General features: G+C 63.9%; 13 protein-coding genes. 6 read left to right on the top strand and 7 right to left on the bottom strand.

The features are described 5' to 3' along the window. Positions 1–38: 38 nt before the first annotated feature. Positions 39–500: a hypothetical protein gene (locus tag DK366_RS01040; RefSeq protein ID WP_109123658.1), complete on the bottom strand. Its 462-nt coding sequence runs from the start codon at positions 498–500 to the stop codon at positions 39–41. A 316-nt stretch (positions 501–816) separates the two neighbouring features. Here DK366_RS01040 and DK366_RS01035 point away from each other — a divergent pair, with 316 nt between their 5' ends. Together DK366_RS01035 and DK366_RS01030 are read left to right on the top strand one after the other, a co-directional pair. After that, complete coding sequence (locus DK366_RS01035) at positions 817–1,233, top strand: universal stress protein (protein ID WP_109123657.1); 417 nt, start codon at positions 817–819, stop codon at positions 1,231–1,233. Between the two features lie 129 nt (positions 1,234–1,362). Next, positions 1,363–2,184 carry a ferritin-like domain-containing protein gene (locus tag DK366_RS01030; protein ID WP_109123656.1) on the top strand — a complete coding sequence of 274 codons (822 nt, stop codon included), beginning with the start codon at positions 1,363–1,365 and terminating at the stop codon, positions 2,182–2,184. A gap of 940 nt (positions 2,185–3,124) precedes the next feature. On the opposite strand, the gene DK366_RS01025 is transcribed toward DK366_RS01030, so the two are convergent. From DK366_RS01025 to DK366_RS01015, 3 genes are all read right to left on the bottom strand, one after another. Beyond that, the gene (locus tag DK366_RS01025; protein ID WP_198651376.1) at positions 3,125–3,571 is read right to left on the bottom strand and encodes a DUF6491 family protein; all 447 of its coding nucleotides are present in this window, start codon (positions 3,569–3,571) and stop codon (positions 3,125–3,127) included. 58 nt (positions 3,572–3,629) lie between these two features. Further along, a complete protein-coding gene (locus DK366_RS01020; RefSeq protein ID WP_109123654.1) occupies positions 3,630–4,358 on the bottom strand; it encodes a hypothetical protein in 729 nt (242 codons plus the stop codon). A 67-nt stretch (positions 4,359–4,425) separates the two neighbouring features. Next, on the bottom strand, positions 4,426–5,319 hold the full coding sequence (locus tag DK366_RS01015) for a LytTR family DNA-binding domain-containing protein (RefSeq protein ID WP_109123653.1): 894 nt from the start codon (positions 5,317–5,319) through the stop codon (positions 4,426–4,428). Between the two features lie 154 nt (positions 5,320–5,473). Between DK366_RS01015 and DK366_RS01010 the strand changes: the two genes are divergently transcribed. Next, a complete protein-coding gene (locus tag DK366_RS01010) occupies positions 5,474–6,697 on the top strand; it encodes an acyltransferase family protein (protein WP_109123652.1) in 1,224 nt (407 codons plus the stop codon). A 19-nt stretch (positions 6,698–6,716) separates the two neighbouring features. Here the strand turns inward: DK366_RS01010 and DK366_RS01005 are convergent, their stop codons facing one another. Continuing rightward, positions 6,717–7,019, bottom strand: coding sequence for a DUF3247 family protein (locus DK366_RS01005; protein ID WP_109123651.1), 303 nt, complete (start codon positions 7,017–7,019; stop codon positions 6,717–6,719). 141 nt (positions 7,020–7,160) lie between these two features. Between DK366_RS01005 and DK366_RS01000 the strand changes: the two genes are divergently transcribed. The 3 genes from DK366_RS01000 to DK366_RS00990 all read left to right on the top strand — a co-directional run bounded on the left by DK366_RS01000 (position 7,161) and on the right by DK366_RS00990 (position 10,138). Then, a complete protein-coding gene (locus tag DK366_RS01000) occupies positions 7,161–8,435 on the top strand; it encodes an MFS transporter (protein ID WP_109123650.1) in 1,275 nt (424 codons plus the stop codon). Positions 8,436–8,523: 88 nt separating this feature from the next. Next, positions 8,524–9,738, top strand: a complete 1,215-nt coding sequence (ubiM, locus tag DK366_RS00995; RefSeq protein WP_343125606.1) for a 5-demethoxyubiquinol-8 5-hydroxylase UbiM — start codon at positions 8,524–8,526, stop codon at positions 9,736–9,738. A gap of 76 nt (positions 9,739–9,814) precedes the next feature. After that, positions 9,815–10,138, top strand: coding sequence for a hypothetical protein (locus DK366_RS00990; RefSeq protein WP_109123649.1), 324 nt, complete (start codon positions 9,815–9,817; stop codon positions 10,136–10,138). 256 nt (positions 10,139–10,394) lie between these two features. Here DK366_RS00990 and aceE read toward each other — a convergent pair whose 3' ends face one another. Further along, a complete protein-coding gene (aceE, locus tag DK366_RS00985) occupies positions 10,395–13,088 on the bottom strand; it encodes a pyruvate dehydrogenase (acetyl-transferring), homodimeric type (protein ID WP_109123648.1) in 2,694 nt (897 codons plus the stop codon). Between the two features lie 982 nt (positions 13,089–14,070). Beyond that, positions 14,071–16,362 (bottom strand): NADP-dependent malic enzyme, encoded by a 2,292-nt coding sequence (locus DK366_RS00980; RefSeq protein WP_109123647.1) that lies wholly within the window; start codon positions 16,360–16,362, stop codon positions 14,071–14,073. Positions 16,363–16,391 lie beyond the last annotated feature (29 nt).

Here is a 16,391-nt window from a genome sequence, read left to right as displayed (position 1 = left end):
ATCAGGCGCCCTTTGAACCGCCTATCCCGCGGCGAGGGTTACTTCACGCGTTCGATCTCGAACGCACCGACGGAAACACCCAGGTTCACGCCTTCGCCACTGCCATGTAGCGCCAGCGACACGGTGCCCTTGGACAGCACCTGCGCCTCGCCACTCTTCACCACGCCTGCCTCGGCACCCGCCTGCGCGTAGCTGCCGAACACATCGTCGATGTTGTGCACATGGGTGATGTCACCCTTGCCATTGTCGATGTGGTACTTGCCAGCCGTGAGGCCGCCGCCGTTGACCGAGATCTTGACGTTGGCGCGCTGGCCATTGCTGCACACGACGGTACCGGAGCCTTCGGCGTGCTTGTAGATCAGCGACCAGCCCGAGATGCTGAAGCTCAGGTCGCACTTCACTTCAGCGTCGGCCGCCTTGGCGGAGGACACGGGCAGCGCCGTCATGGCACCCGCACAAGCCAGCACCAAAGCCGCCATTCCGAACGTACGCTTGATCATCGCAGTCTCCTTGTCATGAGTGAGGACCCGGACGACGCCAACCCTGGGCGCGTCTCAGCCCCTTCCATCCTCGGCAGTCGCCGTGAACGTCATGTAGAAATAGCTGGCTGCACGGTTAACGATCCCCGGGACCACGCTGTCGCGAGGCTTAAAGGCCCCTGGGGCGAGGTCCTGGCCGGACCGTAACGCACCGTAGCCGGGGCTGGCCGCCCGGCGTTACGCTGGTGTCGACATCCGTAGAACCGCAGGCACGCGCCGTCGACGGTCCGCTTCACCCGTCCCCTGCAGTGTGCCTGCCCTAGCCAGGAGATGGCGCATGCTCAAGTACTCGCTGGTCGGCTATGACGGCTCCGCCACCTCCCAACGCGCCGTTCGCCTTGCCGTGGAAATGGCCCAGGCCGCGGGTGGTCGCGTACGGGTCGTGAGCGTGCTGCAGATGACCGAGGGAAGCGCCGATACCTGCGCGCTGCTGATGACCGACCAGGGCGCCAGGCGCTGCACGCAGTTGCTCGACGAAGTGAAGCAACTCGTTCCCGGTGGCGCGTCCCTCATCGATGCCGAAGTCGTGCGCGGCAGCCCGGGCGACGTGTTGCTGGAACAGGTACGTCGCCACGGCGTGGACCACATCGTGATCGGCCACACCGAGCGCGGCGCCCTCGCGCGCTGGTTGCTGGGGTCGGTTTCCGGTGACGTACTTGAGCGGGCGCACGTGCCCGTCACCGTGGTGCGCTGACTTCCCGGGTCGGCGCTCGTTAATCCCGCGTCGCCGTCTCGTCGTATGCTGTTGTCACAAGATCGTCATGTCAGGCCGGCTCCGCGTTCCGCGTCGAGCCACGCCTTAGCCCTGCACAGGAATGCCCGCGTGAGCTACGCCCAATCGTTGCCCTGGACCTTGGAAAGCCTGGACTTCAGCCGAATCGAAATCCCTCGCATCCGCCAGAACGAAGATCTGTTTTTCCTGCTGTGCAGCGCATCGTTCGTCGAAAGCGGCTCAGACCTCTACACACACAACCTCGTCGACCATTTTGCCGGCGACGAGGAACTGCAGACCTGGCTCAGCCAACACTGGGAACACGAAGAACTGCAGCACGGCCGTGCGCTCGCCACCTACGTGAAAACCGTGTGGCCCGAATTCGACTGGGACAAGGGTTTTGCCGAGTTCTGGGCCGAATATGGTGCGGTTTGCACCGCCGACGAACTGGAGTCCTGCCGCGGACTGGAACTGGCCGCACGCTGCGTAGTGGAAACCGGCACCGCCAGCCTCTATCGCGCACTCAACGACATCACCGACGAGCCGGTGCTCAAACAGCTCACGGGCCATATCAAGAGCGACGAAGTGCGCCATTACAAGCACTTCTACCAACACTATCGCCTCTACCGCGAACGCGAAGGCTTCGGTCGCTACAAGGTGTTCCGGGCCATCTTGCGCCGCGTGAACGAGATTCGCAGCGAAGACAGCGACATCGCACTGCGCCATGTGTTCAACCAGTGCTATCCGCAGCACAAGGACAACCACGCAGAGTTCAAGCGTGTCACCGGACGCGCGCAGGATTTGCTGCGCCGGAATATTCCCGCGGAGATGACGGTGAAGATGTTGCTGAAGCCGCTGGAATTGCCGCCGCGGTTGCAGAATGCGATGGAGAAACCGTTGGCGAAGTTGGCGGAGAAGTTGTTTCTTAATTGAGAGACGTGTTTGCAGGCTTGTTGTTTCTCCCGCCCCCGTCATTCGAACCCGCCTTTAGCGCCTGCCGTTTCTATCCCAATCGTCATCCCGGCGAAGGCCCGAAGTGCTGTTCATCGGCGCAACGATGGCCATGGTCAATCGAAGCAACCCTTTCGCTCTCGCGATCCCCTTGTAGGAGCGCACTCTGTGCGCGACCGGCGCCTGGATGAGACCGTGGCGTGGGGTTGTCGCGCACAAGTGCGCTCCTACAGGGGGATCGAAAGCGGCGTGGCCGACCCACGAAGAAGCCGCTACGCGTGCAACGCTTCGCGACGCGATGTGCAGCGAAGCTGCACGAGCCGTCTGCTCCGCTCTTGATCTTGGGCCCCCTGTGCGGCGGTGAGGGGTGGACGATCAGGCCCCGCAGGGGTGCCTGACATGGATGTCAGGCACTTTTCGCCCGGGCAGGAGCCCGGTCGAAAAGCCCGGCCGCTCCTCACGGGCTGGCTGGGCTGCAAGCCCAGACAGCGCCAAGTGGGGGTGCCCTTCTCTTTGGTTACTTTCTCTTGGGCAAGCAAGAGAAAGTGACCCGGACTGCGGCAGCAGTTCGGAAGCCCGCGGCAGGCGAACCAGGTCGCGGAGAGGCCGATAAAGAGCCTAAGAGCAAAGGCAAAGCCACTGGATGACCGGCCCTTCGGCCGTTGAAAAGCGCCTCCAGCCTTCGCTGGGATGACGGTGAGGGGTAGAAACGTCATCGCGAGGATGACAGCGAGGGATTGGAACGTCTTCGCCAGGATGGTGGTGAGGTATAGAAACGGTGTCGCGAACACCCACCCCTCACCCCAACCCTCTCCCCAAAGGGGAGAGGGAGAAAATGCGCGGAGGCGTCGTCCAATACACGACGCACAAACACCGCAATACACATCGCAACACACATCGCAAAAACAACAACCAGCAAACCTTACTTCGCCGGCCGCGGCGCCTCCTCCACCTCACGCGGCTTGCCCTGCTGCGGCGAATTCAACTTCGCGATATCCACCGGCCGAATCTGCTTGATGAAGCAAGGCGCATCCGCCGGCCCCGTGATCACACGGTCAAACCGCGCCGACACTTCGCTTGCCGATGACGTCAGGCCGATGTGGTTGGTGAATTCAAGATTGCGGCATTTGCCATCCAGATCGATCAGCCACGCCTCGTTCGGCCGCGTGTACACGGCCAGCGCCGAGTCGCTCAACGGCTCCCACGACCACAGGCTGAAATAGCGGAAGCTGTCGACGGGCGCGCCTGCCGCGGTCACATAAGCCTGCTGGCGGGCTTCCATGCGGGTGGTGTAATCCTGGCCGACGCGGGTGCATGCGCTCAGCGCTGCGACGACCGCGAGGGTGGCGAGCAGATGTTTGACTGCCATGACTTTCATCTCCGTGAGTTCCGGCGTTCCAAACGCGCGAGAGGCGTGCGCGTGGACCTTACTTTTTCTTGGCCGCCGTCTTGGTGACGGGCTGCCATTTGTTCGGATCGAAGCCGCCGGTTTCGAACACCAGCGTTTCCTTTTTCTCGCCGTCCTGCAGCGTCACGTCCATGGTGATCTTCTTCGCCTTTTCCAGCTGGGCGATGAATCCCTTGTCGTCCTTGAACAGCAGGGCCGGCTCGCCCGTGGTGGGTGCGAACGCGCTGATGGTGCCGGGCTTGCCGTCAAACGTGGCCTTGATGGAGCACACGCCCTTGCACACGAAGCCATGCGGACCGCCGTTGAACAGGAAGGCGTTCTGACCCCACTCGGTGTGACGGCGCAGCACCAGGCGCACGCGGTCGTCGCCTGCGGGCTGGCTGGTGTAGATGGTGGCGGTGGATTGCGTGCCGCCGGCCATCGGCGACACCTGATTGCGCCACAGGCCGGCGAGACGGTTCTTCTCGCTGTTCTCGGTGTAGCGCTTTTCGATCTCGGGCAGGCTTTGCTGCACTTCCTTTGCCGCATCGCTGTTGGGATAGCGCGCGATGATTTCCTTGCCCATCGTCACCGCCATCTCGTCATTGCCGATGCGCTGAAGCTGGCGATACGTGTTGAGCTTGTCGGCGGAATCATCGGCGGGCGCCTGCGCGGCCTGCTGGGGCGCCTGGTCGCCGGACTGGGAACAACCGGCAAGCAGCAACAGGGGCCCGAAGGCGGTGGCGGCGAAGCGGAGGCGCTGATTCATGGATGCGTTCCTGACACGGATAGGCGTTAAGAGTGGAACGGGGCGGCGCCGCAGCGCAACCGCCGGCTCAGGCACTGACGGGCGCATCGCCGAAACGTTCGCGCAACTGGGTGCGGAAGCGGCGACTGCAGGGGAGCGTGGCGCCGTCGCGCATGGTGAGGCGCGCGTCGCCGGTTTCCAGCGGCTCGATCTCGGTGAGGTAGTCCAGGTTCACCAGGTAACTGCGGTGCACGCGCACGAAACGGCTGGGGTCGAGTCGATCCTCGATGCCGGCCATGGTGGCGCGCAGCGGATAGTCACGCCCGCGTACATGCAGGTTCACGTAATTGCCCGAGGCCTGCAGCCATTCGATCTCGCGCGCGGCGACGAGGAATTCCTTACCGAGCTTGCGCACCAGGAAACGCTCCGGGCGATCGACGGGCTCCACCGGCGGGCCTTCGTCCGGTTCCGCCAGCAGGCTCGCCTCGCCCTGCAGCCGCAGCACCAGCAGGCGGTAGCCGCCGATGATGGCCAGGAACAGGAAGTAGGTGCGGATGTCCTTCAGGTATTCATAGCCCAGCTGCTGCAGCCAGTCGTCGCCGAAGTGGTAGTGCCAGCCCAGGAGAGCCCGGTAGGCTGCGACGCGCAACAGGATCATCAGGCTCACGTGTGCCAGGCAGAACGCCACGCTGAGCGCGAGGTGGATCTTCAGGTTCCGTCGCCAGTTGCCGAAGCGCAGTGTCCAACGGCGGCTTGCCATCACCACGAAGGGCACCAGCGCCAGAATGACCAGGCTGCTGCTCGCCTCCCAGATCCACGGCTCGATGCTTTCGGCCCGGTGGGCGCGATAGGTGTCGTCGAACCACGCCACCATCCCGTTGAACACGGTGTTGATCGTCAGCGAGACGACCCAGAAACCGATCTCGAAAGGTCGGCGCCAGCGCTGGAACCGGGCGAAGTCGAAGGCGGGCTTGGCGGTCATGCGGGAATTCTACGGGCTGCAGCGACCGAACCCGCCCTTTTCGTCCCTGGCTACTCGCCACTCGTCCCTGTTTCCGGTCAATCAATCACTTAGCGGGCGACGCAGGGATGCCCGCGGCGGAGCATGCGCGGCACTTTCCCACGGAGTTTCGTCCATGAACCGGCGCCACGACATCGATGCCCTGCGCGTGCTGGCCTTCGGCCTGCTGATCCTCTACCACTTGGGCATGTTGTACGTCGGCCCGGCCGACGACTGGACCTTTCACCTCAAGAGCACGTACATCGCCGACTGGCTGAAGTACCCCATGCTGGCCTCCAGCTTCTGGCGCATGGACCTGCTGTTCCTGATCTCGGGCATGGCGGTGCACTTCCTGCGTGGCCGCCTGAGCCTGCCGGCGCTGGCCTGGAAACGGACGGTGCGGCTGATGTTGCCGCTGCTGTTCGGCATGGCCGTGGTCGTGCCCATCCAGCCTTATGTACAGGGCGTCGACCGGGGATTGGTGGCGCCGGGCTTCGGCCACTTCCTGCTGCGCTACTGGACCGGTGGTCCGTGGCCGGCAGGTGCGTTCGACGGTTGGAACTTCGGCGTCACCTGGAACCACCTGTGGTACCTGCCCTATGTGTGGAATTTCACGCTGGTGCTGATTGCCCTGCTGCCGGCACTGGAATCGCGTCCCGGGCAACGCCTGATCGGCACGCTCCATCGCCTGCGCGGCTGGCCGCTGCTGGTGGTGCCTGCGCTGCCGGTGCTGAGCTGGAACCTGCTGCTTGCCGCACGTTTTCCGCAGAATCACGCCGTGATTGGCGACTGGTACGCCCATGCCAACTACGCCACGATGTTTTTCTACGGCTACGTCATCGGCACACACGTGGGTGTCTGGGACGAACTGGCTCGCCTGCGTCGGCGCTCACTGGGCCTGGCGGTGTCCTGCTTCGCCGCCTTTCTGGTGCTGGACAACCTGGGCAGCTTCGCCGACACCAGCGCGTGGTCATCGAATGTGATCAACGATATCCATCTGTGCATGCGCGCGCTGCATTTCTTCTATGCATGGAGCGCCATCGCGGCGGTCCTGGGTTGGGGCCATCGCTATCTCAACCGACCGTTCCGCTGGCTGCCGTATGCGCGCGAAGCCGTGTTCCCCTGGTACATCCTGCACCAGAGCGTAATGCTCGCCATCGCCTACTGGCTGATTCCGCAGAAACTGGGTCCCGTGTTGGAACCCACGCTGATGCTGTTGGGCACGGTGGTCGGCTGCGCCGTTCTGCATGAAGGCCTGATTCGTCGCACGCGCTGGCTGCGGCCATTGTTCGGCCTGGATGCGACACCACGCGCGACCGCCCGTCCCATCGCTCTCGCCGGCGAGATACAGACCGCATGATGGCTTGGGCAGCGAGGGCTCAGCTCTCGCTGCCCATGGTGGAATCCAGATGCTCCACGCGATGGATGTCACCCAGCCATACGTAGCAGGACCACATCGGCGCATCGGGTCGTTCCAGGCGCACGACGCCGTTGATGCCTTCATTCGCCTGCGGATCGCGAAAGACCTGCACATTCGGACGCGCACACACCACGCCGTCGTAGCTGGTGCCGTCCACCAGCTGCAACACCACGTGGCCGTTCGCCGGCAATTGATCGACCAGGGACTCCAATCGGCGAATCTTCGCCGGATCGGTGTAGACGCGTTCGGCAAACTGACCCATGACGCACCTCGTCCTTCGATTGTCTTGGGACCACGCTAGGATCGTTGCCGGCAAGCGCCGGTCACATGCGCGTGAAGCTGCGGTGCTTTGCCTTGGCGCTTCAGCTGCCGATAATGGTCGCGTCCCCGCAAGGATCCCCGCATGTCCCCTTCTCCCGCGCAAGCTTCTGCGGAATCGCTGCGTTCGCATCCCGCATTCGTGCAGTTCTGGTTCGCCCGCATCTGTTCGGGCTTCGGTTTCCAGATGTTGTCGGTGGCGGTGGGTTGGCAGATTTACGCCATCACCGGCCGCGCGCTGGATCTGGGGCTGATCGGCCTGGTGCAGTTCTTTCCATCGGTGATGCTGGCACTGCCGGCAGGCCACGTGGCCGACCAGTTCGAACGTCGTCGCATCGTGATGCTGGGGCAAATCGTCGACATGCTGGCCATCGTGGTGCTGGCCATCATCAGTCTTGCGCATCTGGCGCATGAGACGACCATTCTCGCGCTGGTCTTCATCATTGGTGTCGCCAAGGCCTTCGAATTTCCGGCGCTGCAGTCGATGCTTCCGGCGTTGGTGCCACCGGCGATCTTGCCGCGCGCCATGGCCGCCAGTGCATCGGCAGGTCAGGCCGCGATGATCATGGGTCCCGCGGTAGGCGGCTTTCTTTATGTCGCCGGCGCCGGCGTCGTTTATTCCGTGTGCGCCGTGCTGTACCTGATTGCCGTGGTGCTGATGATGCGCATGCGATATGAGCAGGCGCAGCCCAAGCGCGAGCCGGCGACGCTGAAGAGCCTGTTCGCCGGCGTGCATTTCATTCGCCATCGACCCGACGTTCTCGGCGTGATTTCGCTGGACTTGTTTGCCGTGCTGCTGGGCGGCGCCACGGCGCTGCTGCCCATCTTTGCAAAGGACGTGCTGCATACCGGCCCCTGGGGCTTGGGCTTGCTACGTGCGGCGCCCGCCGTCGGCGCGTTGCTGATGTCGCTGTGGCTGGCGCGTCACTCCATGGAACGACGGGTCGGTCCCATCATGTTCGCGTCGGTTGCCGGTTTCGGCGTGGCCACCCTGGTGTTCACCGTGTCGAAGGTGCTGTGGCTGTCGCTGATAGCGTTGTTCGCGCTGGGTGCGTTCGACATGGTGAGCATGGTGATTCGCGGCGCACTCGTGCAGCTGGACACGCCCGATGAAATGCGCGGCCGCGTCAGCGCAGTCAACGCCATCTTCATCAACACCTCCAACCAGCTCGGTGAGTTCGAATCAGGCCTGCTGGCCGCGTGGGTGGGCGCCATCAATGCGACGCTGATCGGCGGCATCGGCACGCTGGTCGTGGTGGGTCTGTGGATGGCCATGTTTCCCACGCTCCGCCGACGTCAAAGCCTGCGCGCCGAACCCGTGCCGGACCCCGCCAATACGGGCGCCGAAAGCACGCTCTGAACGCGTGCGGGCATGGAACATCGCACGGCGTTGATCCGTATCAAGGGAGGTGTCCCCGTGCTCGATAGCATGAGGCACCTTCCCTTGCATGTTCACCATGAACGTCGATATCGCCATCGTCGGCGCCGGCCCTGCCGGGCTCTGTCTGGCCCGCGCCCTGGCAGAAACGGGCCTCAGCCTTCTCCTCGTTGAGCAGCAACCCCTGGACGTGCTGCGCGAACCACCGTTCGACGGTCGCGAAATCGCACTGACACAGCAATCCGTGCGGATGCTGCGCGAACTCGGCATCTGGCAACGAGTCGAGTCCACGGATGTTTCCGCGTTGCGCAGCGCTCGCGTGCTGAACGGATGCAACACGCGAGGGCTTCGTGTGACACCCGATGAAAGCCACGAAGAGGAACTTGGCTTTCTCGTTCCGAACGACCGCATACGTCGTGCCGCTTTTGTGAGCATAGAGCACGAACCACGCGTCACGCTGATGTGCGATACGTCGGTCGAAGGGCTGATGCTGCCGCGCGACAGCGCACAACTGCGATTGTCCAGTGGCGAACACATTACGGCGCGACTGGTGATCGCCGCCGACAGTCGTTTCTCACGGCTGCGTCGTGAAGCCGGCATCGAAGCGCAGATGCACGACTTCGGCAAAACGATGCTGGTCTGTCGCATGGCGCTCGAAAAATCCCACCACAGCGAAGCACTGGAATGGTTTGGTCACGCACAGACGCTGGCATTGCTGCCCCTGCGAGGCAACGAAGCATCCGTTGTGCTGACGCTGCAGCCGCATCACTTGCAGCGGGTCATGGCCTTGGACGAGTTGGCGTTCAACGCGGACATGGAACGACGCTTCGGTCATCGCCATGGCGCGATGCGTCTGGTATCCACACGGCATGCGTATCCGCTGGTCGGCACTTATGCGCACCGTTTCGTTGCACATCGCTTTGCGCTGGCGGGTGATGCGGCCGTGGGCATGCATCCTGTCACCGCCCATGGCTTCAACCTCGGTTTGCGTGGCGTGGAAACGTTGGCGAGGCTGCTCGCGGAAGTGGCGGCGTCAGGCGGGGATATCGCCGCGGACCGCGTGCTGCGTCGCTATCAACACCTGCATCGACAGGCGACGTGGCCGTTGTATGCCGCGACCGCTGCCATCGTGAAGATGTATACGAACGATCACCCCGCCGCGCACATCGCCCGCCATGCCTTGCTGCAGGCGGCCCGGGCGCTGCCACCTGTCCGCCAAATCATTGCCAGCGCGCTGGCCGCCCGCGGGGTTGAGACGCCGGCATGGCGCCATCATCGCAGCTGAACACGTCTGGCCATTATTTACGCACCGCTCACACCAGCGCTGGCAACGTGAGATCACTTCACGCAAGGAGGACGCCATGAGCCGTCAATACGATATCGAAAGCACCGTCAACGGCGTCCGGGACCGAGTACGCCATTACGCTGGTGAGGCCGCAGGCCGCGCCGATGAGCTGGTGGAGCGCGGTCGCGAAGCTGGCCGCCGCTTCGGTCGCAACCGCACCACGTATGCGCGCCGCGTCGGCCACGCCGCCGAAGATTTCGCCGACGAGGCCAACTATCAGTATCGACGCCTGCGTCGCCACGTGACCCGCCACCCGGTGGCCACCACCGCGATTATTGCCGGCACCGTGGGGGCGTTCTTCCTGCTTCGCCAGTTGTTCCGCAATCAGGATGACGATTGACGCTGGCGTCACCCGTATCGAAAAACCCGCCGAAAGGCGGGTTTTTTTTTGCACAGCATCCTACCCCCTGTAGGAGCGCACCTTGTGCGCGACCGCAGAGTCGCCAGCGACCTCGATCGACAGTGTTCGCGACAATCATCACGGTGAAGGCGCCCTAATGGGCGGTCGCGCACAAGGTGCGCTCCTACAGTGGAAATCCACGCACAAAAAACGCCGCGGCATGCCGCGGCGTTTTTTGTTACCAGAGACTCTGGCCTCAGACCGTTTCGGGATTCGGCTTGTCCGGATCCAGCTTGTAGGTCTTGATGGCGCGGGCCACGTCCTTCGCGTTGACCTTGCCGTCCTTCGCCAGCGCAGCGAGCGCGGCGTGGGCGATCCAGTAACGGTCGACTTCGAAGAAACCACGCAGGTGTGCACGCGTGTCCGAACGGCCGTAGCCATCCGTGCCCAGCACCGTGTAGCGCATGCCGTCCGGCATGAAGGCGCGGATCTGGTCGGAGTACTCGCGCACGTAGTCGGTGGCGGCGATGGCCGGACCCTGACGGTCCCGCAGCAGGCCCGTCACGTACGGCACGCGCTGTTCCGATTCCGGATGCAGGCGGTTCCAGCGCTCGGCGTCGAAACCGTCGCGACGCAGTTCGCTGAAGCTCGGGCAGGACCAGATGTCGGCGGTGACGCCGAAGTCCTTCTCCAGCAGCTCGGCCGCCGCGATGACTTCACGAAGGATCGTGCCCGAACCCAGCAGCTGCACGCGCGGCTCGCCCTTCTTCGGCTTGCCGGCATCCTTGAACAGGTACATGCCCTTGATGATGCCTTCCTCGGCACCAGCCGGCATGTCCGGATGCTGGTAGTTCTCGTTCATCACGGTCAGGTAGTAGTACACGTCCTGCTGTTCCTGCAGCATGCGGCGCGTGCCGTCCTGCAGGATCACCGCGACTTCGTAGGAGAACGTCGGGTCGTACGACTTCACGCTCGGGATCGCGCCGGAGAGCAGGTGCGAGTGACCGTCTTCGTGCTGCAGGCCTTCACCGTTGATCGTCGTGCGGCCGGCGGTACCGCCGATCAGGAAGCCGCGCGCACGCGCGTCGCCTGCCGCCCAGGCCAGGTCGCCGATGCGCTGGAAACCGAACATGGAGTAGTACACGAAGAACGGCAGCATCGGCTGGTTGCTGATGCTGTAGCTGGTGGCCGCAGCCATCCAGGCGGCCATGCCGCCGGCCTCGGAGATGCCTTCCTGCAGCACCTGGCCCTTCTGGTCTTCGCGGTAGTACAGCAGCTGGTCGGCGTCCTGCGGACGGTACTTCTGGCCGAACGGCGCGTAGATGCCGATCTGGCGGAACATGCCTTCCATGCCGAACGTGCGGGCTTCGTCGGCCACGATGGGCACGATGCGCTCGCCGATCTGCTTGTCGCGCAGCATGAGGTTCATGCCGCGCACCAGCGCCATGGTGGTGGAGATTTCGCGCTCGCCCGAACCCTTGGTGATCTGCTCGAACGCCGACAGTTCCGGCGCCTTGAGCTTCACGTCCGAGGTGCGGCGACGCTGCGGCAGGAAGCCGCCCAGCGCGCGGCGACGCTCCATCATGTATTCCACTTCCGGCGAGTTCTTGCCCGGATGGAAGTACGGCACGTCGGCGAGCTTGTCGTCGGCCACCGGGATGTTGAAGCGGTCGCGGAAGTGACGCACGGCCTCGGCATCCAGCTTCTTCTGCTGGTGCGTCGGGTTCTGCGATTCACCGGCCGCGCCCATGCCGTAGCCCTTCACCGTCTTGGCGAGGATCACGGTCGGCATGCCCTTGGTCTTGGTCGCCTGGTCGTAGGCGGCGAACACCTTGTGCGGATCATGGCCACCGCGGTTCAGGCGCCAGATGTCGTCGTCCGACAGGTTGGCCACCATCTCGCGGGTTTCGGGGTACTTGTTGAAGAAGTGCTCGCGCGTGTACGCGCCGCCGAAGGCCTTGCACGCCTGGTACTCGCCGTCGACGGTTTCCATCATCAGCTTGCGCAGCACGCCCTTGGTGTCGCGAGCGAGGAGCGGATCCCAGTAGGAACCCCACACCACCTTGATGGCATTCCAGCCCGCGCCACGGAACACGCCTTCCAGTTCCTGGATGATCTTGCCGTTGCCGCGCACCGGACCATCAAGGCGCTGCAGGTTGCAGTTGATCACGAACACCAGGTTGTCCAGGCCTTCGCGGCCGGCCAGCGAGATGGCGCCGAGCGATTCGGGCTCGTCGGTTTCGCCGTCGCCCATGAAGCACCAGATCTTGCGGTCGGTCTTCGGCATCAGGCCGCGGTGTTCCAGGTACTTCCAGAACTGCGCCTGGTAGATGGCCTGGATCGGGCCCAGACCCATCGACACCGTCGGCACCTGCCAGTAGTCCGGCATCAGCCAAGGGTGCGGGTACGAAGACAGGCCGCGACCATGACCGGCCACTTCCATGCGGAAGAGGTCCAGCTGTTCTTCACTGATGCGGCCTTCGAGGAACGAACGCGCGTAGATGCCCGGGCTGGAGTGGCCCTGGTGGAATACCAGGTCGCCCGGGTGATCGGCGCTCGGTGCGCGCCAGAAATGGTTGAAGCCCACGTCATACAGCGTGGCCGACGAGGCAAAGCTCGCAATGTGGCCACCCAGTTCGCCCGGCTTGCGGTTCGCACGAACCACCATCGCCATCGCGTTCCAGCGGATCAGCGTGCGGATGCGCCATTCCATCGCCGCGTCGCCCGGCATCTTGGCTTCGTTGCCCGGCGAAATGGTGTTGACGTACTCGGTGGTCGGATTGAACGGCAGGTAGCCGCCAGCCCGGCGCGTCGAATCGACCATCTTTTCCAGGAGGTAATGCGCACGCTCGGTGCCATCGTGATTGATGACGGCGTTGAGCGACTCGACCCATTCCTGGGTTTCGGTGGGGTCGAGGTCCTGTTGAAGGATGTCGTCGAGCTGATCCATGGGGAGCTTCTCTCCGCGGCGCCGGGGGTTGGCGCGGCTGTAGGTGGATCGCCTCTGGGTGAGAGGCGGGAAACCCTCTGAGTGTAGCTCCGGCACCTATTTTCGCCAATTGGATCGTGTCAATACGGCCGCGAATGGGGATGGAAGGTGTTGATGGGGCGACAGTGAGAGAGGGGTTCGACTTTGGTCTAGCGGGTCCGCGCCCTCTCCCCTCCGGGGAGAGGGCCGGGGTGAGGGGCCAACCCGCGAGAACCTTTCCTGCCCCTGTAGGAGCGCACTTGTGCGCGACAAGCCGACGGAGCGGCAACGACGAGGCGCCGCGGTCGCGCACAAGGTGCGCTCCTACAGGGGAACGCGGCGGCATTGATCGAGACGCGGCCCTGAGCCTTTGGTGTTGCTCTTGTCTTCGCTCTTGCCTTGGCTCTTTGGCTCCTGCTCCTGGGGTCCCCGTATGACAGCGGCGCGCGGGTGAAGGATCAGCCCGCAGGGTGGCTCGCATGGATGCCAGCCAGTTTGTCGTCAGGGCAGGAAGCCCTGTCGACAAACCCCGTAACCCGCACGCGGACCTGGAGGGCTGAAAGCCCGGAAGGCGCGTCATCCGGGGTGCCCTTTCTTTTGGTTACTTTCGACGCAAAGCTAGTCCCGTGGGATCTTTGGGCATGCAAAGAAAAGTGACCCGGCCTCCGGCAGGAGGTCGGAAGCCCGCGGCAGGCGAGCTAGGTCGCGGTTCCGTTACATAAGAACGAAACACCTCACGGCGACAACCCAACGCAAGGCGCTGGATGCCGGCCTGCGCCGGCATGACGGCTAAAGAATGAAGCGCTCCCGCGAGCACCCGCCCCTCACCCCAACCCTCTCCCCGGAGGGGAGAGGGAGCGCCGCCCGGCGTCCAACAAATGCGCCGCAGAAATTTCGATAAAACCCCAAACGAAAACGGAGCCCTAAGGCTCCGCTCTCAAACACTAAAAAGCGCAGCGCAAACTCAGCTGCGCTTCTCACCCTGCGCCTGACGAATCTGCGCATCCACCGCCGCAATCGCCGTCATGTTCACCACACGACGCGGCGTCGCCGCCGGCGTCAGGATGTGCGCCGGGCGATTGATGCCCATCAGGATCGGGCCAATGGCCACGCCATCCGTCATCACCCGCACCATGTTGTAGGTGATGTTGGCAGCGTCGAGGTTCGGCATTACGAACAAATTCGCGCGACCGCTCAGCGTGGTGTTGGGGAACATGCGCAGGCGCAGTGCTTCGTCCCACGCGGTATCGGCCTGCATCTCGCCGTCCATGTCCAGCTTCGGACCGCGCTGCACCAGGATCTCGCGCACCTTGCGCATCTTCGCTGCGCTGGCGTTCTCGTGGCTGCCGTAATTGGAATGCGACAGCAACGCGATCTTCGGCTCGATGCCGAACAGCTTCAGGCGATAGCTGGCCTGCAGCGTCGCTTCGGCAATCTGCTCGGCGGTGGGATCGCATTGCACGTGCGTGTCCAGGAAGAACCACGCGCCCTGGTCGTTGATCACACCCGTCATTGCCGACGTGCACGACACACCCGGATCAAGGCCAAAGATGCTGCGCATGTAGCCGAGCTTCTTGTGGAAGCGACCGACCAGGCCGCAGATCATCGCGTCGGCTTCGCCGCGCTCGACCATCAGCGACGCGATCAGCGTGGGACGCGAGCGCATCAGGTTCTTGGCGGCGGCTGGCGATACGCCACGACGTTCGGTCAGCGCGTGATACTGCTGCCAGTATTCGTTGAAGCGCGGATCGTCATCGATATTGGTGATTTCGAAATCCACGCCTTCGCGCATGCGCAGGCCCAGGCGCTCGATGCGTGTCTCGATCACACTGGGTCGGCCGATCAGGATCGGGAACGCCAGGCGCTCATCGATCACCGTCTGCACGGCGCGCAATACGGTTTCTTCCTCGCCCTCGGCGTAGACCACGCGCTTGCGGTCGGCACGCGCGCGCTCGTACACGGGCTTCATCAGCAGGCCGGTGCGATAGATGAACTGGCCGAGCTTTTCGATGTACGCCTCCATGTCCACGATGGGACGCGTGGCGACACCCGAATCCATCGCGGCGCGCGCAACGGCGGGCGCCAGCATCACCAGCAGGCGCGGATCGAAGGGACGCGGAATCAGGTACTCGGGGCCGAACGTCGGCACGTCGCCGCCGTAGGCGCTGGCGAGGTCGCCGGCTTCCATGCGGGCCAGCTCGGCGATGGCGCGCACGCACGCGGTCTTCATCGCCTCGTTGATCACCGTGGCGCCCACATCCAGCGCGCCGCGGAAGATGTACGGGAAGCACAGCGCGTTGTTCACCTGGTTCGGGTAATCCGAACGGCCGGTGGCGATGATGCAGTCCGGACGCACGGCCTTGGCGTCTTCCGGCGAAATTTCCGGATTGGGGTTGGCCAGCGCCAGGATGATCGGGCGCTCCGCCATGCTGGCGACCATGTCCTGCTTGAGGATGCCGCCAGCGGACAGGCCCAGGAAAATATCGGTGCCTTCCACCACTTCGGCCAGCGTGCGCTTGGCGGTGTCGCGCGCATAACGCTGCTTGTCCGGGTCCATGTTGTCGCGGCCGTTGTACAGCACGCCGTCGCGATCAAACGCCAGGATGTTTTCGGGCTTGAGGCCCAACGCCACCAGCATGTCCAGGCATGCGATGCCCGCGGCGCCCACGCCGGTAGTGGCGAGCTTCACGTCCTCGATCTTCTTGCCGACCACTTCCAGCGCGTTGACGATGGCCGCGCCCACGATGATGGCGGTGCCGTGCTGGTCGTCGTGGAACACGGGAATCTTCATGCGCTCGCGCAGCTTGCGCTCGACGATGAAGCACTCCGGTGCCTTGATGTCTTCCAGGTTGATGCCGCCGAAGGTCGGCTCCAGCGAGGCGATGATGTCGACCAGCTTGTCCGGGTCGCGCTCATTGATTTCGATGTCGAACACATCGATGCCGGCGAACTTCTGGAACAGCACGCCCTTGCCTTCCATCACCGGCTTGCCGGCCAGCGGGCCGATGTCGCCCAGGCCCAGCACGGCGGTGCCGTTGGTGATGACGGCAACAAGATTGCCGCGTGCCGTCATTTCGCTGGCGGCGTTGGGATCTTCGACGATCGCTTCGCAGGCGTAGGCCACGCCGGGCGAGTAAGCCAGCGCGAGATCACGCTGCGTCACCATCGGCTTGGTCGCGGCGACCTTGATCTTGCCGGGGCGCGGAAGGCGGTGGTACTCGAGAGCGGCTAGGCGCAGTTCTTCGGGAAGGGCCATGGGATAGGGAGATCGAATGTGATGGGGAA

It is taken from the genome of Dyella sp. C11, assembly GCF_003121485.1.
Lineage (GTDB): Bacteria > Pseudomonadota > Gammaproteobacteria > Xanthomonadales > Rhodanobacteraceae > Dyella.
Note: the sequence above shows the minus strand (reverse complement) of the source record. Positions and strands in the feature narration are given on the sequence as shown.